Here is a 21,404-nt window from a genome sequence, read left to right as displayed (position 1 = left end):
TTTGATGTATCGATTTTAGCCGAGACAAGTCCAGTTGACGGGGGTCGAGCCGTGCTGTTCGAGTAGCCGATTGGCTGCCGAGAAGGGTCGCGACCCCATAAAAGCGGGGAGTTCTGCCGTGGCACGGTTGGCCGAAAGCGGCGAGGGGTGCGTGGAGGCAAGGCAGAACTTGCCGGTTGTTTTGCCCGCGTCGATTGCGGCGAGCTTGCCCTCAACCATCTGCTGGGCAAAGCGGCCCCATGCCAAAAAGACTACCGGTTGGGGTAGCTGGCAGCAGCGTTCGATAACGTAGTCGGTGAGCGTACTCCAGCCCAGCTTGGCGTGTGAGTTCGCGGCATGCTCGCGCACGGTAAGCGTAGTGTTGAGGAGCAGGACGCCCTGTTGTGCCCATGGCGTCAGATCTCCCGTGGCGGGAATGGGACAACTCAGATCGGCTTTGAGTTCCTTATAGATGTTGCGCAGGCTTGGCGGCAACTTGGTTTGCGTCGCGGGGACCGAGAACGATAACCCCATGGCCTGGTTGGGCCCGTGATAGGGATCTTGGCCCAAGATGACAACTTTGACCTGGTCGGCCGGCGTGTAGGCGAGGGCATTGAGGATGTCGTCTTGTGCCGGGTAGATGGTCTGCTCGGCACGCAAAAGGGCGATGCGCTCGAGCAGCTGGTTCGTAGTGTCACGTACCGGCTGCGGCGCATCGTCCAACCAAGTTGCTATGTTGCGGTCGCGAGTTGCGGTGTCCATGGAGCTCCTTTATGGCAAATGCTACGTTGGCATCTATTGTAAAGGCGCACCGGTTGCCTTTATGCCGCGGCTGCATGAAGAGCGGGGTCTACGAGACGTGCTCGATGCATTCGCGGCGCATGGCCTGTCGCCGCACGTGACGAGCGAGGTCACCGACGACTACACCATTATGGCGATGGTGGAGGAGGGCCTGGGCGTGAGCATGCTGTATCGCCGTACCGTTGAGGGCATGCAGGCCGATATTCGCGTACGTCCCATCGTGCACGCCCCCTCACGCGAGGTAGTGGCGGCCTGGCGCAGCTGGGACACCATGCCTATCGCCACGAGGCGCTTTATCGACTATATGAGCTCGCATATTGTCAATTAATGACTGGCGTGGCGTTGAGTGCGGTGTTTAGCAGGCTGTCGCTTTGGCTTGGGTAGCGCGATGGGTGCGTGCCGGGTGGCAGAGTAGTACCGCCACGACCATAAAGAACGCCGTGGTGCCCAGGCTGATGGGGTAGACCATCATGATGTTCGCAAAGGTGCGGAAGTGCGGGAACACGCAGAATACCCAATAGAAGCGGATGCCGCAGACGCAGATCATGGTGATAAGGGCGGGCATGAGCGAGATGCCAAAGCCGCGCAGGTAGCCGGACATGTTCTCGTACAACATGATAAAGGCGTACGCAGGGAAGATAGAGCACACGCGGATATAGCCGATTGAGACGATGTTGGGATCGCTGTTGAACAACGACAGGATCTCGCGCCCCAGGCCGACAATAACAATAATCGTGATGAGCGCGACGACACCGCCTTCGACCAGGCAGACCTTAAGGGTCTTGGTGCAGCGGTCGATCTGACAGGCACCGTGGTTTTGTCCCACAAAGGTGGTGCAAGCCTGGCTAAAGCTGTTGAGCAGGTTGTAGCACACGCACTCCAGGCTCACGGCGGCGCTCGAGGCCGCCATGACCTCGGTGCCCAGGCTGTTGATGGCGGACTGGATGATGATGTTGGCGACGGCAAAGACGGCGCTTTGGATGCCGGCGGGCAGGCCGATCTTGACGATGCGCTTGAGGGCGACGGGGTCGATAGCAAGGTCGCGCGGGGTGACGCGGACGACGGAGTCGGTCTTGAGCAGGCGGATAAAGAGTGTAGCGGCGCTGACGGTGTAGGCGATGACGGTGGCGATGGCGACACCCGCGACGCCCCAGTGGAGTACGGGGACAAAGATGAGGTCCAGGCCAATGTTGAGGACGGTGGACACGGCAAGCGCTTGCAGCGGCATGCGGGTGATGCCGACGGAGCGGAAGATCGCGGCCTCAAAGTTGTAGAGCAAGATTGAGGGCATGCTGAGCAAAAAGACGCGTAGATAGAGCGAAGCGAGCGGCATGGTCTCGGCGGGAACGTTGAGCGCGGCGAGCATGGGCTCGGCAAAAATCTCGCCCAGAGCGATGACGACAAAGCCCACGAGCGCCATTAAAATCGAGGTATGGACGGCGCGTTTGACCATATTCTGATCGTTGCGGCCGATAGCGTTGGCGATGACCACGTTGGAGCCAAGCGACATGCCAATAAACAGGTTGAGCATAAGGCTGGTAAGCGGAACATTGGAGCCGACTGCCGCCATGGCGAGGGTTCCCTGGTCGCCCGAGAAGTTACCGATAATGACCGTGGCGATGAGGTTTGACAGCTGCTCCAAGATGCTCGTGGCGGCCACGGGCAAGGCGAACAGGGGGATATTGCGCCACAGTGAGCCGGTGGTCATGTCGATGTGCTTAGATGCGGTATCAGCCATACGCTCTCAATCTCTAACGTGCTATTTCGTGCTTATTTGCGCAGACGATGATACTCCTAATCACCTAGTCATTGGGGGCGTTCTTAAACGACTAGTCATTCAAGAACGCCCCCAATGACTAGGTGGGGAAGGCGTGCGACAATGGTGTACGTTGTGTTGTTCGCGCTAAGGAGTTGCCATGTTGTTGTGTCCCGTTTGCCATGAGCCGTTGGTGGACGACGAGCGCGGTGCTGCATGCGCGGGCGGACACCGGTTTGACCGCGCGCGCGAGGGTTATCTATATCTGCTACGTTCGTCCAAGAGCGGCGACTCCATGGGCGATCCCAAGTCGCAGGCACGCAGCCGTCGTGACTTTTTGAACCGTGGCTACTATGCGCCGCTGCGCGATGCAATGGTCGAGCTGGTGCGCAAACGGGTTTCTGGGCGTGCTGCGTCTACAGGCGGCCCCATGACGCTGCTCGATATTTGCTGCGGTGAGGGTTACTACACCAGCGCGATGGGCGCGGTGCCGGGCGTGGACGCTTATGGCTTTGACCTGGGCAAAGAAATGGTACGCCTGGCCGCCAAGCGCGGCGATGCGACCTATTTTGTGGCCAACATGAAAGACATCCCAGTGGCCGATGGCGCCTTCGATATGGTGACCGAGCTCTTTGCTCCCTTTAACGAGCGCGAGTTTGCCCGCGTGTTGGCGCCGGAGGGTTCGCTCTACACCGTGGTGCCGGGTGCCCGTCATCTCTTTGGGCTCAAGGAGGTGCTCTACGACACGCCGTACCTCAACGACGAAAAGCTTCCGAAGACGATGGAGCTTAAACTGGTCGGCACACAGCGGGTGTCCGCGAATATTACGCTCCAAACCCAGGCCGACATCGAGGCGGTGTTCCAGATGACGCCGTACTACTACCGCACACGCCCTACCGACAAAGAGCGCCTGGCAAACCTGGACACCCTTAAAACCGACATCGACTTCATCATTGCCGAGTACCGCCACAGCTAACCAACCTGCCAAAAAGGGACAGGTTTATTTTGGCAGGTTTTACCTGGGCAAATGTAAAGGGCCGACCGCGTTACTACGCGATCGGCCCATGTTAGTTGCTTGGCTGCAGGGGTTATGAGAAGCGAGTGCCTACAAGCGGTCCTTGTTCTCGGCCTTAACGGCGTGCGCCTGCTGAACAAAGAACAGGTCGTAGACCACGATGACAAAGGCACCGATATTGACGGCGCTGCCGCCGAGTGCGGGAAGCGTGAGCACGGCCTGCGCAATCGTGGCGATTGCGGCAACGATGCCGAGCTTAAACGCGCTATCCACCTGCGAGGGCTTGTTGGCGCCCTTGATGCCCGCAACACCTGCGGAAAGATCGACAATGCCCTTGACGACAAGCACGACCGCGGCGAGCATGGCGTTCGACCCGTACGTGGAATCGAGGCTGCCCCTGGCGATACCGATGCCGGCGATGACGAGGCTGGCGATGCCCAAAACAAAGTAGATGAGGGCAAGGATTTTGAGAGTCTTGCGAGCGGAGCTCATGGCTGGTCCTTTCGATACGAGTACGCCGATCTGGCGTAGCCCATGTGTTGCACATATGGTGAAGCACATTGTAGTTCAACGCAGCGATGCGTGCGCCTGAAAGCGCTTTGAGCCCGCGCAGCCCAATTCGACCTTTCAAAAAGGAAAGCTGGACGTAAGCCAAATCGATGGCAGCTCATGTGCGGCGCTGCGATGATGAGACCGTAACAAGGAGCCGTTCTTAAGGAGGAGCCATGATGTACGGAGCAGGGCGAGTGCATGAGCCGCGGTCGTTGGGAAGGCGCATGGGCGATTCTGTGATCGCTGCCGTGTGCACGGGATTGATGGCGGTGCTTTGCATTGGGATGCTGTGGGCCATGTCGCATGTGGGACAATAGCGGACGGTTGGGTGCTGGCATAAACGGCGCTCACGTATTCATTTTGCTTGTTAAGGAGTACCCATGGGCGTCGTCGATCCCTTTTCTGTTGCTCGGGCCGCGGGGCTTGAGCTGACCGGGAAGTCCGCGGGCCTCACGCTCACCGACGGCACGATGGAGTTGCGTGCCGATTTTGACCGCATGCTGCCACGGCTCAAACAGGGTCGTCTGCAGCAAGAGCTGTTGGTAAAGGCTGCGCGCGCAAAAGGCGTCGAGTGCCCATGGGCGATTGATGCCACGGCAGGCTTTGGCGAGGATTCGCTGCTGCTGGCGGCTGCGGGCTTTACCGTCGATCTGTATGAGCAGGATTGCGTGATCGCGGCGCTCCTCAAGGATGCCTTGGATCGCGCGGCAGATAATCCGGCGCTTGCGACTGCCGTGGCACGCATGCGCTTACGTGCGGGCGAGGACAGCATTGCAGGCCTTCACCATATAACTGAGTTAATCGGGCAGGGCGAGCTCACCGCTCCCGACGTGGTGTATCTGGACCCCATGTTTCCCGAGCGCACAAAGAGCGCGGCGGTTAAAAAGAAGTTTCAACTCTTGCATCATCTGGAACAGCCGTGTGCCGATGAGGAGACGCTGGTCGAAGCTGCGCTTGCGGTGCGCCCGCGCAAGGTCGTTATCAAGCGGCCGATGAAGGGGCCGCTGCTTGCTGGCGTTAAGCCGAGCTATCAACTTGCGGGCAAGGCCGTTCGTTACGATGTTTTGGTGCCGCCGCGCCCGTAGCTTGCGTGCGATGGTTGGCGCTCGGTCAGTGTCGTGCCGATGCGGGGCCTATTTCCAAGGGTGCGACGTCAGGTGCCAGCCACCGCAGTATTCGCATTTGTAGCAGGCCAAACCACGCCGCCCGCGGTTTTCGCAGTCGGCCATAACGGCCTCGGCCTCGGCGCGTGTGCCGTAACGGTTTTTGCGCTCGCACGACTTGTAGCGCCAGGCTTCATCGCGCTCGGCGTCCAGGGCGTCGCGGCGCTCGTCCTCGCGCGCAAACAGGTCGCTCATAGCGCCGCCGGTGGCAGCGCCCAAAAACTCGCTTTTGGCCTTTGACCAGGCGGCTCGCTTTTTGCTTCCCATCTGCTTCTCGCCCCTCTTCAAACGCTGGTATCATTGCTCAATCAAAGTGATACCAATAAACGTGAGGTCGCCGCGTGATGATCAGAAAAACCCTCGATACCGACATTCCCGCCGTCATGGCTATCTATGACGCGGCCCGTGCCTTTATGCGCGCGCATGGCAACGCCACGCAGTGGCCCGAGGGCACGCCTTCTGCCGAGCAGCTGGCTGCCGATATCGCCGCCGGTGGTAGCTATGTGTTCGAAGTCGACGGCCGCGTGGTGGCGACGTTCGCCTTTTTACCGGGCCCGGACGAGTGCTATGACGTAATTGAGGACGGGCAATGGCGCAGCGACACTCCGTACGCCGTGCTGCACCGTGTGGCGTCCGACGGCACCGTGCACGGTATCGCGGCTGCGATGTTCGCCTTTGCCAAAGAGCGTGCCGACCACCTGCGTATCGATACGCATCGGGACAACCTGCCCATGCAGGGCGCGAGTATTAAAGCGGGGTTTGAGCGTGCCGGCGTCGTGTATGTGTCGGACGGCACGCCGCGTGTTGCGTTTGACTGGCTGCGCGAGGCATAAGAGCGGGGGCGCGTATCTACGCTCCATGTAAGCGAAAATGGCCTCGGGTGGGGCCATTTTTGATCGCTGCGCTGTTTTGCAAGGTGGTAGATGCCGCTCGCTGTCGGCTCTAAGGCACCTACGCTCGGGGCAGCTCGCTTCCGCAGTGGCAACACTTGGTCGCGCCTTCGTGCACCTCTTCCAGGCAATACGGACAGACGGGCGCCGGTGCGGCTTCCTCGGCGGTGGCACCGGCGAGCCTGTCGCCGATTTCCTGCGCCTTGTTGAATGCCTTGACGATGGCAAAGACGATTGCCGCCACAATCAAAAAATTGATGCACGAGCCGATAAAGGCGCCAAAGTCGATATTAGTGCCCGGCACCACCAGCCCCGAGATCTCGGTAGCGCTACCGCCGGCAATCACGGAGATAAGCGGGTTGATGATGTTATCGGTAAGTGAGGTCACGATGGCGGTGAATGCGCCGCCGATAATCACGCCGACGGCCATGTCCATCACGTTGCCGCGATTGATGAATTCCTTGAACTCGTTGAGCAATGTCTTCATGGTGACTCCTCGCTGTTGTGGGGTTAGCGTTGTTACCGCCCCGGATGAGCCCGTGCAGGCAAAAAGGGGAGGTGCCGGCTTTCGCAAGGCGCGAACCTACGAAAATCGCCGCGCGGCAACGCGGGGCGATGAGCTCGGTCGGGGGATAGGGCCCGCTTCGCCCGCCGGCCCGTAAATTGTATCATCCAGTGTGGAATGAGAGCGCCCGTTGCCGCGTGCGACGGGCTCGCAATAAGAGGAGAGTCATGTCGAAGCAAGCGGTCGTTGGAATCTTGGCGCATGTCGATGCTGGCAAGACCACGCTGGCCGAGGCCATGCTGTTCGATGCGGGTCGCATTCGTAAGCGCGGCCGCGTGGACGATGGCGATTCGCATCTGGACACTAACGCGATCGAGCGCGAGCGCGGCATTACGATTTTCTCGTCGCAGGCCGTGCTCGACCACGGTGATACCCGCGTCATGCTCGTGGATGCACCGGGGCATGTCGATTTTTCTGCCGAGGCGGAGCGCACGCTGCGCGCACTCGACTACGCGATTTTAGTTGTGGGCGCCAACGACGGCGTGCAGGGGCACACCGAAACCCTGTGGTGCCTGCTTGCACGCTATGACATTCCGACGTTCATCTATATCAACAAAATCGATTTGGAGAATCCCGGCCGCGATGTTTTGCTGGCACAACTTGGGCGGCGTCTTTCCGAAGGATGCCTGGATGCCAACGAACTGCTGGAGGGCGGCGCCGTTCAGGAGGACGCTGCTGCGTTGGACGAGGCGGCGCTCGAGGAGTTTCTTGAGGCAGGTGAGCTTTCCGTCGCAACGCTGTCGCGCATGGTTGCCGAGCGCAAGCTCTTTCCCTGCTTTGCCGGCTCGGCGCTCAAGGACCAGGGCGTGAGCGAGCTGCTGGATGGCATATGCGTGCTGATGCGCGAACAGATATGGCTTCCGGAGTTTGCCGCACGCGTCTATCGTGTCAGCCGCGGGGATCGAGGCGAGCGCTTGGCATGGGTTAAAGTGACCGGCGGCACGCTGTGTGCAAAACAGATGATCAGCGGACGTTCCGGTGCCGAGGTATGGGAGCAGAAGGTCGATCAGGTGCGCATCTATAACGGCGAAAAGTATGAGCTTGCCCAAGAAGTTGCTGCTGGCGGTATTTGTGCCGTGACGGGTCTTGCGCACGTTCGCCCAGGGGACGCCTTGGGTGCGGAGCCCGTGTGTGATGCGCCCGTCATCGCTCCGGTCCTCACCTATACGGTGCTTCCGGGCGAACACGATGTCCATGCGGTGTTTAAAGCGCTGACTGAGTTGGCGGACGAAGACCCCATGCTCGGCGTAAGCTGGAATACTCATCTGGAGCAGATTCACCTGCAGCTGATGGGCGCCGTGCAACTCGAGGTCGTGCAGCGGGTGTTGGCCGATCGCTTTGGCCTTTCGATTTCGTTTGAGCCCGGCGGCATTCTCTATAAGGAGACCATTTCGCAGCCGGTCGAGGGCGTGGGCCACTTTGAGCCACTGCGCCACTATGCCGAGGTGCATCTGAGCCTGGAGCCGTTGCCAGCGGGTTCGGGCGTGCAGTTTGGCACCGTGACTTCGACCGACGAGCTCGATCTTAACTGGCAGCGCCTGGCGCTCACAAACGCCATGGAGCGAGATCACCTGGGCGTGCTGACCGGCTCGCCCATCACCGATGTGCGCATTACGCTCACGGGCGGCCGCGCGCATGCCAAACACACCGAGGGCGGCGACTTTCGCCAGGCCACGTACCGCGCGATTCGCCAGGGGCTCATGCAGGCGCGTGAGGCTGGCGCGGCGGTGCTGTTGGAGCCGTGGTATCGCTTTGAGCTCGAGGTGCCGGGGGAGTGTGTGGGCAGGGCGTTGTCAGACGCCACGCGCATGGGAGCCGAGTACGAGCCGCCGACGATGGCGGGCGAACGGGCAAAGCTTGTGGGTCGCGTGCCGGCATCCGAGGTCCAGGATTATGCGCTGGAGGTGGCCGCCTACACGAGCGGTCGAGGGCATCTGTACCTGGAGTTTGCCGGTTATGCGGCATGCCATGATGCCGAGCGCGTCATCGAGACTGTCGCCTATGAGCCCGAGGCCGATCTACCCAACACGCCCGACTCGGTCTTTTGCTCTCACGGCGCTGGCTACACGGTCAAGTGGTACGACGTCCCCGAGGCAGCCCACGTAAAGGTCGATCCCGCCACCTTCCGCCCCTGGCGAGCGGCGGACGTCGAGTTTTTCCGCCATAGGAGATAGAGGGTCAGTCTCTTTGTCGCATCCTGTTGGTATAACTCGGTATAAGTTGGTATAACTGTTACCAGGGTTTGCCAATCCGAGGAGGCCGACATGAATCCAAATCCCTTTAAGCCCACGGCTGGCAAGCGGCCTCCGATACTCATCGGCCGCGAGTCGGTCATCGAAGATTTCGAGGAAGGGCTCGATAACGGCGCCGGAGCGCCGGGCAGGCTCATGCTCATTACGGGAAACCGCGGCTGTGGCAAAACAGTTCTCTTGCGGGAGCTGCAGCGTTTAGCTAGCGAGCGCGGATGGGCGGTTGTCTCCGATTCCGCCTCGCTTGGCCTATGCGACCGCTTGGCCGACGCGCTTCGCTCGAATAAACCCGTTGTGACGTCAATGGAGTTTGGTCCGTCGTTTGGCCGAATGTCGGTCGAGGCGGCGCGGGCAAAAGGCGAGACGTTGCGCGGGTTAGTCAACGAACGCCTCAAGAAACTCGGGCCGGGAAAGGGCTTACTGTTTGCGATTGACGAGGCCCAATCGGCATCTATCGAGGAGCTGGCGGCGCTGGCCGTTCTCTATCAGCAGGTGCTCGGAGACCAGGATGCTACGGGCTTGCCCGATAGCGACCAGCGCGGTCTTGCGCTGGTTTTTGCCGGCTTGCCCAGCATGGTTGATGACTTGCTCGAAGAGCCGAGCGTAACGTTTTTGCGCCGCGCCCAGCAGCGTACGCTGGGGGCGATTTCTTTGCCCAAAGTGCGCGATTCATATATCCAGACGGTCAAAGGCACTGGTCTTTGCGTTGATGCGGAGACGGCGGACCTTGCGGCGCGCAAGAGCATGGGGCATCCCTATATGGTTCAGCTGGTGGGATATTACATGTGGAGGTCTGCTGTCCGGCGTGACTCGCGGGTCATTGAAGTGTGCGATGTCGAGGCTGGCTACGCCGATGCCATCTCCGAGTTCTATGAAGCAGTGGACGCTCCCTTGTATTACGGGTTGCGCAGTCCGCAGCGCCTCTTTATCGAGGCCATGGCGGCTGATGGGGGCAAGCCGACGCGCATGGCTGACATCATTGAGCGCTGCGACCGCACCCAAAGCTGGGCGAGTAAATATCGCGCAAGCCTGATTCGCGAGCGCGTCATCGAGGCTGCCGGATACGGCCTCGTCCGGTTTACCGTGCCCATGCTGGGCGAGTACATTCGCGACCGCGTTTTATGGCATGAGTAGGGTGATAAAGGTGACGGAACAGAAGATGAGCCCGCAGGCTATAGAGGTACGTGGCGCGCGTGTGCACAACCTCAAGGACATCGATATCGATATTCCGCTGGGAAAGCTCGTGGGTATTGCTGGCGTATCGGGTTCGGGCAAGAGTTCGCTGGCACTGGGCGTTCTTTACGCCGAGGGCTCGCGTCGCTACCTAGAGGCGCTTAGCACCTATACCCGCCGCCGTCTGACGCAGGCCGAACATGCCCAAGTGGACGAGGTGCTGCACGTACCGGCGGCGCTCGCATTGCATCAGCGCCCCAGCGTGCCGGGTGTGCGCTCGACCTTTGGTACCATGACCGAGCTCAACAATAGCCTGCGTCTGCTCTTTAGCCGTTGCGCCCATCACGTGTGTCCGCACTGCGGGGCGCGCGTGGAGCCGAGCCTTAACGTGGCCGCGGGCCTGTCGCTCACGTGCCCCGAGTGCGGCCGTGAGTTCTACGCGCCGGGTGCCGAGGACCTTGCCTTTAACAGCGGCGGCGCGTGTCCCACCTGCGGCGGCACCGGTGTCATGCGCGAGGTGGACGAGGCGAGCCTGGTGCCCGACGAGTCCAAGACCATCAACGAAGGCGCGGTGCTTCCCTGGGGCACGCTCATGTGGGATCTGATGAAGCAGGTGGCAGGCGAGATGGGTGTGCGCACCGACGTGCCGTTTAACCAGCTCACGCCTCAAGAGCGTGACATTGTGTTTCACGGTCCGGCGGTTAAGAAGCACATTCTCTACGTTCCCAAAAACGGCGAGGGCGCCACGCCGCTCGACTTTACCTATTACAACGCCGTCTATACCGTCGAGAACGCGCTCGCCAAGGTCAAAGACGATAAGGGCTTAAAACGCGTGGCGCGCTTTTTGCGCGAGGGGCCATGTCGTGACTGTGGCGGCACGCGCCTCTCCGAGGCTGCGCGCCAGCCCCAGGTGCGCGGTATCAATCTGGCGCAGGCCGCGGCCATGACGCTGGGCGAGGCGGTTGAGTGGGTGCGCGGGGTGCCCGCATCCTTGCCGCCCGAGATGCGGCCCATGGTGGCGGATATCTGCGATTCGTTTTTGAGCGCGGCCCGTCGCCTGGTCGATCTGGGTCTCGACTACCTTTCGCTCGATCGCGCCGGCGCCACGCTCTCCACGGGCGAGCGTCAGCGCGTGCAGCTCGCCCGCGTGGTGCGCAACCGATCGACGGGCGTGCTCTATGTGTTGGACGAGCCTTCGATTGGCTTGCATCCTGCCAATGTTGATGGTCTGGTAGGCGTGATGCGCGATCTGGTTGATGACGGCAACACCGTGGTTGTTGTCGACCACGATACACGTGTGCTGGTGGAAGCCGACTATCTGGTTGAGATGGGCCCCGTTGCCGGAGCAGGCGGCGGTAATGTGATTGCCGCTGGCACGGTGGACGAGGTCGAACAATCGCAGGGCAGCCGCATCGCCCCGTTTTTGCGCGCAGACCCCAAGCGTATGCGTCCGCAGGTGACTGACGAGGAAATGTTCGATCAGGGCCACATCCGCATGGCAACCGATGCCATCCATACCGTCAAACCGCTCGAAGTCGATATACCGCGCGGTCGCCTTGTCGCGGTGACGGGCGTTTCGGGTTCGGGTAAGACGACGTTGGTGCTCGAGACACTCATCCCGGCGCTTAAGGCCCAGGCGGCTGGCGAGCGCCTGCCAAGCCATGTGCGCTGGGTCGACGCCGAGGGTATCGCACGCGCAAACCTGATTGACGCTACACCTATCGGCGCCAACGTGCGCTCGACGGTAGCGACCTATGCCGACATCCATGATGAGCTGCGTCGCGCTTTCGCCCGTACGCCCGAGGCCAAGGCAGCCGGCTACAAGGCGGGTGCCTTTAGCTACAACACTGGCGCCTTGCGCTGCCCTACATGCGATGGCACGGGCTCGATATCGCTCGACGTGCAATTTTTGCCCGACGTCGAGATCATCTGCCCAGCATGTCGAGGCTCGCGTTATGCAGACACGGCGTCGCATATCCATCGCGAGGGCAAGGACGGGAGCAAGCTTGCGTTGCCGCAGCTCATGTCCATGAGCGTGGACGAGGCTCTCGACGCCACGGTGGGGCTCAAGAAGGTTCAGGCGCGCTTGCTGACCTTACACGACCTGGGCTTGGGCTATCTTACACTCGGTGAGCCCACGCCGGCTCTTTCGGGCGGCGAGGCGCAGCGTTTAAAGCTTGCGAGCGAGATGGGCCGCGTGCAGGACGATGCCGTATTCGTATTCGACGAGCCCACGATCGGCCTGCATCCGCTCGATGTTCAGGTGCTGCTGAACGTGTTTGACGGCCTCGTCGCCAAGGGTGCAACGGTTATCGTGATCGAGCACGATCTCGACCTTATCCGCAATGCCGATTATGTGATCGACATGGGGCCGGGCGGTGGCGATGCGGGCGGGCAAGTCGTCTGCGCCGGCACGCCGGCGGATATCGCTGCTTGCTCCAAGAGCATTACTGGCCGCTACCTATAGGCAAAGCGACAAAGGGGCAGCCCTTTGTCGCGTTGATGCCAAAACCAATTTGTCAAGGGTTAGAGGGTTTGAAAGTCTACCATTTCTGCCCCGTCCCCTAATGGCAGGTTTTTACATACCGGCAAAGCCTGTCTGGCGCAGGGCTTCGTAGAGGACGATGGCGGCGCTGTTGGAGAGGTTGAGTGCGCTGATGCGGTAGTCGTCCGGATTGACGAAGTTGCCGCAGATATCCTGCCGAAGGATGGCCTCATGGCCGTTCTCGGTATGTCCGAGCGATTCCTCGTGGGCTTCCCAGGCCTCGGCGTTGTCGAGTGAGTCACAATCGCGCAGCATGGGGATGCGCTCGCAACGCTCGGGCGCTGCGGCGAGCAGCCCTTCGGGAATCCCCGAGCTTTCGCTGCCAAAGACCAAATAGTCGCCGTCACGGTAAGTGCTTTGCGCATAGGTTCGGCGTGCCTTTTTGGTCAGCAGATGCAAGCGGTCGTCGGCGGGGGAGAGGTCATTGCGCGCAAGGAAATCCTCCCAGCTGGCATAGGTCGTCACGTCCAAGTTTTGCCAGTAGCCCAGGCCGGCGCGACGCACCGTTTTGTCGTCGAGCGAAAAGCCCAGTGGCTCCACCAGATGCAGGCGGGCGCCGGTAACCACGCAGGTACGGCCGATATTACCCGTATTGGCCGGAATCTCGGGAGCATACAGCACGATATTGAACATGAATCTCCTTGGCATAGAACGAAAAACCACCACGAAGGGGCAGTCACCTTCGTGGTGGTTTGATGGTTACGTGGGCGGAAAACGCCCACTTGGATAACCTAAGCGCGGTGCCAGTCGGTCAGGCAGGCATCGAGGGCGGCGATGAGCGCATCCTTGTCCATGTGACGGCCGATGATGCACAGGCTCGTCATGCGGTCGCCCGTCTCGTCGTCCCAAATCTGCATGATCTCGGGGTTCTCGTCGATGATCTTCTGCTTCTCGCCCTCGGGCGCCGAGTCAACGAACAAGCCGTTCTCCATCAGGCGCATCTGGCGGCCGGCCTGCTCGAACATGTAGCACATGTCCGGATCGCCGGTCTGCCACAGCGGACCCTTGACGCGAATGACCTCGTCGGGCCACTCCTGCTCAACAAAATCGGTGAACTTCTGCAGGTCAAACGGCTTACGGCGCGAGTACACAAAGGTCTCGATGTCGTACTCGAGCACCTCGGGGTCGTCGTGCTCCTCGGGATGCTCCATGGCCTCGATCCAGGCGGCGGAGTTGTAGGCGCGCATAAAGTCGAAGCGATCGGTATCGAGCAGCTCCTCCATGGGGACCTCGCCGTTTTGAGCCTCGACAATCACGGCGTCCTTCTGCAGGCTGCGCACGATGGCCTTGAGCTCGGCGATCTGCTCAGGGCTCACGGTATCGGTCTTGTTGAGGATCAGCGTGGAGCAAAACTCGATCTGCTGGATGAGCAGGCTCTCGATGTCGTCCTCGTCGATATCCTCGGCCAGCAGGTCGCGACCGCCGTTGAACTCGTCGTACATGCGGGCGCAGTCGACCACGGCAACGATGTTGTCGAGCGCGAGCTTGGGTTCGCCGCCCACTTTGGCCTCGTCGCAGAAGCTCGAGATGGTGTAGGCGATGGGGATAGGCTCGCAAATACCGGAGGCCTCGATGATGATGTAGTCGAACTTGCCCGAATCGGCAATGCCCTGCAGCTGGTTGGCCAGGTCGTCCGAAAGCGTGCAGCAGATGCAGCCGTTGGTGAGCGGGATGAGGTCGTCGGTCTCGGAAAGGCCGCCGTCGGCGATAAGGCTGGCGTCGACGTTGATCTCGCCGATATCGTTGACGATCACGGCGGCGCGGATACCGCCGTCGTTGGCGAGGATATGGTTGAGCAGCGTGGTCTTGCCGGCACCGAGGTATCCGGTAAGCATGATGATCTTCACGGGTTTGTTGGGCATGTGCCCTCCTTTGTTAGACATGGCTTACAGTAAAATCATATGCCAAACGCCTGCTCTTATACCCACGCGCCGGCAAATAACACAGGCTACTCCCAGGCTCCCCACACATCGGGGCAATAACCGACGGTGGCCTTTTTGCCGTTGCGCACGATGGGCTCGGCCAGTACCTGCTGATTCTCGAGCAGCTTATCAAAGCGCTGGCTGGGAGTGAGGTGCTGGATAAGTGCGAGTGTCTCCTCGTCCTTGGCTTTGGGGTTGAGCAGCTTGTCGATGCCGCCGACCGCCTGCATCACGCTCGTGAGCTCGCCTTTGCTCATCTCCTTTTCCTTAAGGTCAATAAACTGCACCTTAATGCGGCGCTCCTTAAAATAGCGCTGGGCCTTCTTGGTATCGAAGGACTTTTTGGTGCCAAAAATCTGGATATTCATATATTGCTCCGCCGTTCTACCTGATGAAGTTGGTGCGCTCGCGATCGGCTTCGGGCGCGCTGATGCCGGCGGCCTGTCCTGCTTCGATACATTGCAGGAGCCAGGCCATGTTCTTGCCGATGTTGCGCATGGTGGCAAGGCCCTCGGCATCCCCATCGGCGTCGCCGGGCACGCGACCAAAGACGTTGTTCCAGTACGTGGAGGCGACCACGGGCATCTGGTTAATGGTGAAGTACTTGTTGAGCACATCGAAGGTGGTCGACGTGCCACCGCGACGGGCGACAGCGACCGCGGCGCCGGGTTTGTGCGCAAAGGCGTGCCCGCCCGCATAGAAGGCGCGATCGAGGGCCGAAAGGATGCGTCCGCTGGGGTGCGCATAGTAGACGGGTGAGCCAAAGACAAAGCCGTCTGCCTGCTCAGCGGCAGCGATGAGCTCGTTCACCACGTCGTCGTCAAAGGTGCAGCGACCGCCAAGCTTGCCGCACTGGCCGCAACCGATACAATCGCGAATGGGCTTGGCGCCCAGCTGAAACACCTCGGTATCAATGCCTTCGGCATTGAGCTGCTCGGCGACTTCGGCGAGTGCGCGGGCGGTGTTGCCGTTTGCCTTGGGACTGCCATTGACCAAAAGAACCTTCATCACAAACTCCCTCTGTTGTCGGTGACTTCTGCGGAGGATTATCGCACGAGAGGGCAGATGGCGTGGGGAGCGATGTGAAACGGCTTGTGTTTCACATCGCTCCCCACGACGCTAGTCCAGCTTGGTGCCCGGTACTTGCGGCGCCTCTTCAAGCAGCGCTTTGAGCTCGTTCAAAATGGAAACGGGCTGTCGGTCGACAGCGTCTAGATGAAGTGTCGCTACACGAATGGGCGGCTGATATTCAAATGAGCCAAAGAGCACGGGCGACCCCAAGAATCGCTCGATTTCGTCTGCGATCGCGTCGGTCTCTTCGGGATCAAAGTCGTCGAAAAGCGCCACGAACATTGGTCCCGTCGAGCGGAACAGACGACCCTTGCCGCGCGAGCATTCCATAAGGCAGGCGGCACTTTCTGCCAAAACACGGTCGCCCGCATCAAAGCCAAAGCGGGCATTGACCTGAGCGATATCGTTGATTTTAATGGCAATAAAGCCTGCCTCGCGCGCCACGCGACGCATTTCACCAATGGCGTTGACCAGGGCGTGAATATCGCCCAGGCCAGTCACGGAATCTGTCGTATCTGCCAAGCTTCGGTTGATGATAATGCCCACATACATGCTGGGCTCGGTATCGGTGCCGTCCAAGCGGTAGCCCGTGCAGTCGCAAAGCGCGTATTTTCCGGTGGCATCCATTACGCGATACTGCATGTAATGGAAGTGCCACGTGCCGTTTATCACCATGTCGAGCTCGGCGCGCACGTTGTCGCGGTCCTCGGGATGAACGCGGGCGAGCCACATGTCGAGTGAGTTAAAAGGGTGCTGGGAGGGCAGGTCAAAATCGCGCACGGCGTTAACCGACCATTGCGATTCTCCCGTATCGAGGTTAAGGATGAACGGATAGCGCGTCTCGGAGCTCATGGAGATCGCTTGGAACACCCGGTCGTTGCAGGGAAGCTGATCGACGATTGGGCGTTGCGGCGCGTCATTGTCTTTCGGTTGCTGCACACGATGCATAAGCTTATAGCGATACATCTTGCGATCGGCATCCATCGTCATCTGGCGACGCGTGTCGCCGGCAAGTGGATCGACGCGCGAGCAGCCAAAGCTAAAGCTGGCGATCATGGGCGCCTTGCCACCTGAGCTCGCCTCGATCAGCTCGGCACGTACCTGCTCCAAGCGCTGCTCGAGTTCAGTCTCGTTTGCGGAGAGCGAGATAAGCACAAACTCGTCTCCACCGATACGGAACAGCATCTCATCGTGCTCCATGGTTTCGGAGAGCGTGCGGCAGATACTCAGAATATAGCGATTGCCTTCGGCGTGGCCAAACATATCGTTGCAATGCTTGAGATGGTCGATGTCAATATAGGCGCAGGTGAAGGGGTCGCCTTTGCACCAGAGCTGCTCGACGTGACGGTCGAGTCCGCTGCGGTTGCCCAAGTTGGTGAGCGGATCGATATAGGCGTTGCGCTCAAGCAGCTGGCGCTCTTGTTGCAGGATGGCATACGTCTTTTGTAGTTGCTCACCAACGGCGCGTAGCCCAGCGGGCAGCGCGGCAACATCGAGTTCGGCGGTCGAGATGCCATTCGCAAGTCGCTGAAGATAGGCAATAATCGATTGCTCGCCCATGCGGTACGACTCGTTCATGATGGATAACCTCCTTGGGCAGGACAACGGTTTGTATCATATCCCCAATTCGGCTTGGATTGGGAATATGAGTTAGCCATGGGGACAAATGCTTCCTTCGACGGTGGCGTTTTGCGCGCGAGCGTATCAGTTGTTATTGCCGCCATCGAGCAATGCCTCAAAATCCTTTGCCTGCATGGGTCGGTAGTAGAGGAAACCCTGAGCGTAGCGGGCGCCCATGTGGCGTAGCATGTTCGCCTGCTCATTTGTCTCGATGCCTTCGATTACAACGGGCAGATGGAGCGACTGCGCCATCTCGAGCATCGATGACACGATCCGCGCGCTGCGGCCTTGATCGCGGTCGGTGGGCACAAAGGTGCGGTCGAGCTTGATGACGTCAACATTCACGTTCCTGAGCATCGCGAGCGTGGACTGGCCGGTACCAAAATCGTCCATATAGGTCGAGAAGCCGCGGGTGTGCAGATCCGCGGTCAGCTTATCCACGGCCTCGGACTCTCCGGTATAGGCGGTCTCGGTGATCTCGATACGCATAAGCTCGGGCGGCAGGTTGTATTGGGCGGCGAGCGCCCCCATATGTTCGGCAACGTCGCAGGCAAGAATGTCCACGCGCGACACGTTGAGGGAGATCGGAACCACGCGAAGACCGCGATCGAGACGCTCGCGAAGCCATGTGGCAACGCCCTGCCAAACATATTTGTCGAGCGTTACCACAAAGCCGCTTTCCTCGAGAGCGGGGATAAAGGTGACAGGTGAAATGAGGGATCCATCCTTGTCAATCCAGCGTGTGAGCGCCTCGGCGCCAATGATCTCGCCGGTTTCCATATCGACCTGGGGCTGCAGGTAGTAAGTGATGCGGCCGTTTGAGAGCGCATACTGGAACTCGGTTAGCGTGTGGTGGAACGCAACCTCATGCTCGTATTCCTCGGGGCGGAAAACGGCAATGCGCTCCTTAAAGTCGTTTTTGGCGCGTCGATTGGTAAACATGGCCTTGGCCTGGGCATCAATGGTGATTTCCTCGCTCGCGTCGATGGGGCATACGCCCATGGACGGCCAAAAGCCTACGCCGTCGTCGTGCTTGGCTACAGCCTCGCGCACGCGCGCATAGACTCGGTGAACGAAATCGCGCTCAAAGGGTATGAGCAGACAAAAGTCGTCTTGCCCCCAGTATCCCGCGACACCCATGTCGGCGTTCTCGATATCCTTGAGCACCGTGCCCACATCGGCAAGCATACGGTCGCCTTCGGCCTGTCCATACCATTCGTTAAATAGGCGCATGTGGCCCATGTCGACGGTGGCGATACACCAAGCGCCGTCGCGCTTTGCCTTGATGAAGGCATTGGCACGGCGCATAAACTCGCTGGGTCGGCAGAGGCCGGTGAGCATATCGATGCGTTCGGCGATTGCGCTTTTGCGCTCGATCTCGGGTATAGGGAGGCTGTCGTTGGGGACAAGCCCGCCAGCCGTGCGAAGGCGACGGTCGAGTTCGCGCAAAACAGCAGATGTTTGGTAGTCCAGTCGCTCGTAAAAGACCGGGGCGACAATGCAAACGGGCGTGATGGTGTCGCCCGCGATTTGAACGGGGGCAAAAATGGTCTCTTTTAGACGATGGGTCAGGAGTTCAAATGCCCCGTGGTCCAAAGCGTTGCTGAGCACGACGAACTGGACACTTCGTGAACGGAAGACGCGACTCCTGCCGCGGGTGATCGACAGCATACGGCTTGCGTATTCGGCAAGCATGCTGTCGACCGCCTCGGCTCCATAGAGCTCGTTGAGCTTCGTCGTGCCGCGAACGCGCACGGCGATGAGTCCTGTTTTGCAGCGGTCAAGGCGACAGGCATCGATAGCGTTGACCAGCATACGCTGCGTTCCAAGCCCCGTGGCGGCGTCGACGGTCTCGGCAAGGGAATGATTGACGAGCTCGCCGACATAGAGCGAGGGCTCGTTTTCGCTCCCATCGATGCGAAAACCGCGAGCACGGCAGAGCACGTAGTCGCCTGTGGCGTTGCGTACACGATACTGCATGACTCGATGGTGCTTGGAGCCGTTATAGACTTGGTCGAAGTCGTCGGTAAAAGCCTCAAGGTCATCGGGATGGACGCGCTTTTTCCAGTAATCGAGACAGTTGTCTATGTGCTCTGAAGGAAGTCCGAGATCGCGCAAGGCACCTTGTGACCAAAGGGTGCGATGTTTGTCCAAGTTCTCGATAAAGAAATAACGACCTTCGTTGAGCATCGAAAAGGCGTCGAAAACACGGTCGCTTATTTCGAAGTCGTCGGTATGGACTTGCGTGATATTGCGTCGATCGAGGTGCAAGGCATGGCGTAGTTTGTAGTCGTACATGCGACGGTCGGCATCGAGCGTCATGCGATTGGGGGCTTCGCCCAGGGCGGGGTCGGCGTGGGACACTCCGTAACTAAACGAGTGGGGCATCCCGGAATCGTTGTTGTTGAGCAAGATTGTTCGGCAGTGTTCCAGACGATCGGCGAGGTCGTCCTCGGTTGCAATCGTAGAGAGGATGGCGAACTCATCGCCTCCCAGTCGAAACGCCGCCTCGTCCACCTTCATATACAGCTTGAGATAGAGGCTTACCTGCAAGATGTAGCGGTTGCCCTCGTCATGCCCAAAGACGTCGTTGCAGTGCTTAAGGTTATCGATGTCGATAAAAGCCATGGTGACGGGCAGTTCCTGCTCCCAGAGCTCCTCGAGGGAACGGACAAAGCCGCCGCGGTTGCCAAGTCCGGTAAGCTGGTCGGTAAAGGCGGTCCTGATCAGATCGTCCTGACGTTCAAGAAGGTCGCGGACGGTCTTTTCGAGCGTCTCGGTGTAATTGCTGACAGTATCCATGTCGTAAGCGGCTTTCTGAGGTCGGGCGAATTGCGTCGGGCGAGCTCGTTGTGCACACGCGTTGTTGTTCGGCGCTTTGCGTGTATCCAGGCCCCGCCTCGCTGCGTTGTTGGGTTAATTTACCGGCTAATGTTTGCAGTTGATAACTGCTGAGTAGTATAAACAACAGCGCAGAATTATATATGGGTGCCCATGCTGTGCGCGGCCATTATTCGCTAAACGGTACCGCAATGATGAGATGTCCGATAAAAATGCGACTGAGACGCTATATGTTGACGGGTATACTTGTCCCGGTTTTAAACGCAGGAACGGAGATGGTCGCATGGCACAGCCGGATACGACGCGCACGGTGGGGCTTGCGCTCGAGGGAGGCGGCTACCGCGGTATGTATACGGCGGGCGTACTCGATGTCTGGATGGAGCACGGCTTAACTTGTGACCATATGGTGGGTGTCTCGGCGGGTGCGGCGTTTGGGTACAATTTTAAGTCACGCCAGATCGGTCGCGCCATTCGGTATAACAAGGCCTATTGCGCCGACAAGCGCTATGCGAGCGTGACAAGCTGGCTGCGAACCGGTGACATGTTCAATGCCGATTTTGCCTATCATGAGGTGCCGCTTGAGCGCGATCCTGTCGACTTAGAGGCGTATCGTGCCTGTCCTATGCGGTTTACGTGTGTGTGCACCGATATCGAGACGGGTGAGGCCGTCTATCACGACCTGCCGTATGGCGATGAGCGCGATATCGAGTGGATTCGGGCATCGTCGGCGATTCCCGTGGCGACCAAACCCGTTCGGATTGACGGACATCGATATCTGGATGGCGGCGTGGCCGATTCCATTCCCAGTGCGTGGTTATTCGAACAGGGGTATGACCGCAACATCGTGGTGCTGACGCAGCCGGCAGGCTTTGTAAAGCAGCCGAACAGTTTGATGCCCATGCTGCGACGTGTGTTCCGCCACTATCCGAAGTTTGTCGAGGCGCTTGAACGCCGGCACGAGGTATATAACGCTGCACTCGACGACCTGGCGCGTCGCGAGGCCAGCGGCGAGGTTTTCGTGGTGCGTCCGAGCGAATCGGTGAAGGTGCCATCGCTGTGTCGCGAGCCAGAGGAGCTCGAGCGCATCTACCAGGTCGGTCGTCGTGATGCGGCCGCGACCTTGTCGGCGTTGGAAGCATATCTGGCAGAGTAGGGCAAACTGCAGAGCCCTCGGCGGAAACTGTGTCCCAGAATTTGCGTCTGGAATGGGATGCAGTTTCCCAATGGAGTCGCATGCGGAAAACGCATCCCAGAATGGAGGT

At 59.7% G+C, this 21,404-nt stretch carries 19 protein-coding genes; 8 read left to right on the top strand and 11 right to left on the bottom strand.

Annotation, left to right across the window (positions count from 1 at the left end; translation table 11 throughout):
- Positions 1 to 15: 15 nt before the first annotated feature.
- Complete coding sequence (locus ACQRC0_RS05200) at positions 16 to 741, bottom strand: uracil-DNA glycosylase (protein WP_154516983.1); 726 nt, start codon at positions 739 to 741, stop codon at positions 16 to 18.
- Between ACQRC0_RS05200 and ACQRC0_RS05195 the strand changes: the two genes are divergently transcribed.
- On the top strand, positions 647 to 1,108 hold the full coding sequence (locus ACQRC0_RS05195; protein WP_427728331.1) for a LysR family transcriptional regulator substrate-binding protein: 462 nt from the start codon (positions 647 to 649) through the stop codon (positions 1,106 to 1,108). The genes ACQRC0_RS05200 and ACQRC0_RS05195 overlap by 95 nt on opposite strands.
- A gap of 27 nt (positions 1,109 to 1,135) precedes the next feature.
- Here ACQRC0_RS05195 and ACQRC0_RS05190 read toward each other — a convergent pair whose 3' ends face one another.
- Positions 1,136 to 2,518: an MATE family efflux transporter gene (locus ACQRC0_RS05190; RefSeq protein WP_427728328.1), complete on the bottom strand. Its 1,383-nt coding sequence runs from the start codon at positions 2,516 to 2,518 to the stop codon at positions 1,136 to 1,138.
- 178 nt (positions 2,519 to 2,696) lie between these two features.
- Between ACQRC0_RS05190 and ACQRC0_RS05185 the strand changes: the two genes are divergently transcribed.
- A complete protein-coding gene (locus ACQRC0_RS05185; protein WP_154516992.1) occupies positions 2,697 to 3,512 on the top strand; it encodes a putative RNA methyltransferase in 816 nt (271 codons plus the stop codon).
- Between the two features lie 129 nt (positions 3,513 to 3,641).
- Here the strand turns inward: ACQRC0_RS05185 and ACQRC0_RS05180 are convergent, their stop codons facing one another.
- On the bottom strand, positions 3,642 to 4,043 hold the full coding sequence (locus ACQRC0_RS05180) for a hypothetical protein (RefSeq protein WP_427728325.1): 402 nt from the start codon (positions 4,041 to 4,043) through the stop codon (positions 3,642 to 3,644).
- A gap of 440 nt (positions 4,044 to 4,483) precedes the next feature.
- On the opposite strand from ACQRC0_RS05180, the gene ACQRC0_RS05175 reads away from it, so the two are divergent.
- Positions 4,484 to 5,188, top strand: coding sequence for a class I SAM-dependent methyltransferase (locus tag ACQRC0_RS05175; protein WP_427728322.1), 705 nt, complete (start codon positions 4,484 to 4,486; stop codon positions 5,186 to 5,188).
- Between the two features lie 48 nt (positions 5,189 to 5,236).
- Here the strand turns inward: ACQRC0_RS05175 and ACQRC0_RS05170 are convergent, their stop codons facing one another.
- On the bottom strand, positions 5,237 to 5,533 hold the full coding sequence (locus ACQRC0_RS05170; RefSeq protein WP_427728320.1) for a hypothetical protein: 297 nt from the start codon (positions 5,531 to 5,533) through the stop codon (positions 5,237 to 5,239).
- Positions 5,534 to 5,610: 77 nt separating this feature from the next.
- Here ACQRC0_RS05170 and ACQRC0_RS05165 point away from each other — a divergent pair, with 77 nt between their 5' ends.
- Positions 5,611 to 6,099: an N-acetyltransferase gene (locus tag ACQRC0_RS05165; RefSeq protein WP_154517003.1), complete on the top strand. Its 489-nt coding sequence runs from the start codon at positions 5,611 to 5,613 to the stop codon at positions 6,097 to 6,099.
- A gap of 118 nt (positions 6,100 to 6,217) precedes the next feature.
- On the opposite strand, the gene mscL is transcribed toward ACQRC0_RS05165, so the two are convergent.
- A complete protein-coding gene (gene mscL / locus ACQRC0_RS05160) occupies positions 6,218 to 6,643 on the bottom strand; it encodes a large conductance mechanosensitive channel protein MscL (protein WP_154517006.1) in 426 nt (141 codons plus the stop codon).
- Positions 6,644 to 6,888: 245 nt separating this feature from the next.
- On the opposite strand from mscL, the gene ACQRC0_RS05155 reads away from it, so the two are divergent.
- From ACQRC0_RS05155 to ACQRC0_RS05145, 3 genes are all read left to right on the top strand, one after another.
- Entirely contained in the window at positions 6,889 to 8,895 is a 2,007-nt protein-coding gene (locus ACQRC0_RS05155; protein ID WP_427728318.1) for a GTP-binding protein, read from the top strand.
- A gap of 90 nt (positions 8,896 to 8,985) precedes the next feature.
- Complete coding sequence (locus tag ACQRC0_RS05150) at positions 8,986 to 10,104, top strand: AAA family ATPase (protein ID WP_427728315.1); 1,119 nt, start codon at positions 8,986 to 8,988, stop codon at positions 10,102 to 10,104.
- Positions 10,097 to 12,610, top strand: a complete 2,514-nt coding sequence (locus ACQRC0_RS05145) for an excinuclease ABC subunit UvrA (RefSeq protein WP_427728312.1) — start codon at positions 10,097 to 10,099, stop codon at positions 12,608 to 12,610. The genes ACQRC0_RS05150 and ACQRC0_RS05145 overlap by 8 nt, the downstream gene beginning before the upstream one ends.
- 111 nt (positions 12,611 to 12,721) lie before the next feature.
- Here the strand turns inward: ACQRC0_RS05145 and ACQRC0_RS05140 are convergent, their stop codons facing one another.
- From ACQRC0_RS05140 to ACQRC0_RS05115, 6 genes are all read right to left on the bottom strand, one after another.
- Complete coding sequence (locus tag ACQRC0_RS05140; RefSeq protein ID WP_427728310.1) at positions 12,722 to 13,321, bottom strand: tRNA (cytidine(34)-2'-O)-methyltransferase; 600 nt, start codon at positions 13,319 to 13,321, stop codon at positions 12,722 to 12,724.
- A 98-nt stretch (positions 13,322 to 13,419) separates the two neighbouring features.
- On the bottom strand, positions 13,420 to 14,550 hold the full coding sequence (locus ACQRC0_RS05135) for a GTP-binding protein (RefSeq protein WP_427719863.1): 1,131 nt from the start codon (positions 14,548 to 14,550) through the stop codon (positions 13,420 to 13,422).
- A gap of 86 nt (positions 14,551 to 14,636) precedes the next feature.
- Positions 14,637 to 14,978 (bottom strand): arsenate reductase family protein, encoded by a 342-nt coding sequence (locus ACQRC0_RS05130; protein WP_022093957.1) that lies wholly within the window; start codon positions 14,976 to 14,978, stop codon positions 14,637 to 14,639.
- Positions 14,979 to 14,994: 16 nt separating this feature from the next.
- Positions 14,995 to 15,618, bottom strand: coding sequence for a flavodoxin family protein (locus ACQRC0_RS05125; RefSeq protein WP_427728306.1), 624 nt, complete (start codon positions 15,616 to 15,618; stop codon positions 14,995 to 14,997).
- A gap of 111 nt (positions 15,619 to 15,729) precedes the next feature.
- Positions 15,730 to 17,259, bottom strand: a complete 1,530-nt coding sequence (locus tag ACQRC0_RS05120; protein WP_427728303.1) for a diguanylate cyclase domain-containing protein — start codon at positions 17,257 to 17,259, stop codon at positions 15,730 to 15,732.
- Between the two features lie 126 nt (positions 17,260 to 17,385).
- Positions 17,386 to 20,103: an EAL domain-containing protein gene (locus ACQRC0_RS05115; protein WP_427728300.1), complete on the bottom strand. Its 2,718-nt coding sequence runs from the start codon at positions 20,101 to 20,103 to the stop codon at positions 17,386 to 17,388.
- A gap of 322 nt (positions 20,104 to 20,425) precedes the next feature.
- Here ACQRC0_RS05115 and ACQRC0_RS05110 point away from each other — a divergent pair, with 322 nt between their 5' ends.
- Entirely contained in the window at positions 20,426 to 21,295 is an 870-nt protein-coding gene (locus tag ACQRC0_RS05110; RefSeq protein ID WP_427728297.1) for a patatin-like phospholipase family protein, read from the top strand.
- Positions 21,296 to 21,404 lie beyond the last annotated feature (109 nt).

Source organism: Collinsella sp. SGI.033, assembly GCF_050315135.1.
In the GTDB taxonomy this organism is placed as follows: Bacteria; Actinomycetota; Coriobacteriia; order Coriobacteriales; family Coriobacteriaceae; genus Collinsella.
The sequence above is the reverse complement of the archived record's forward strand: the minus strand, read 5'-3'. Positions and strand labels throughout refer to the sequence as shown.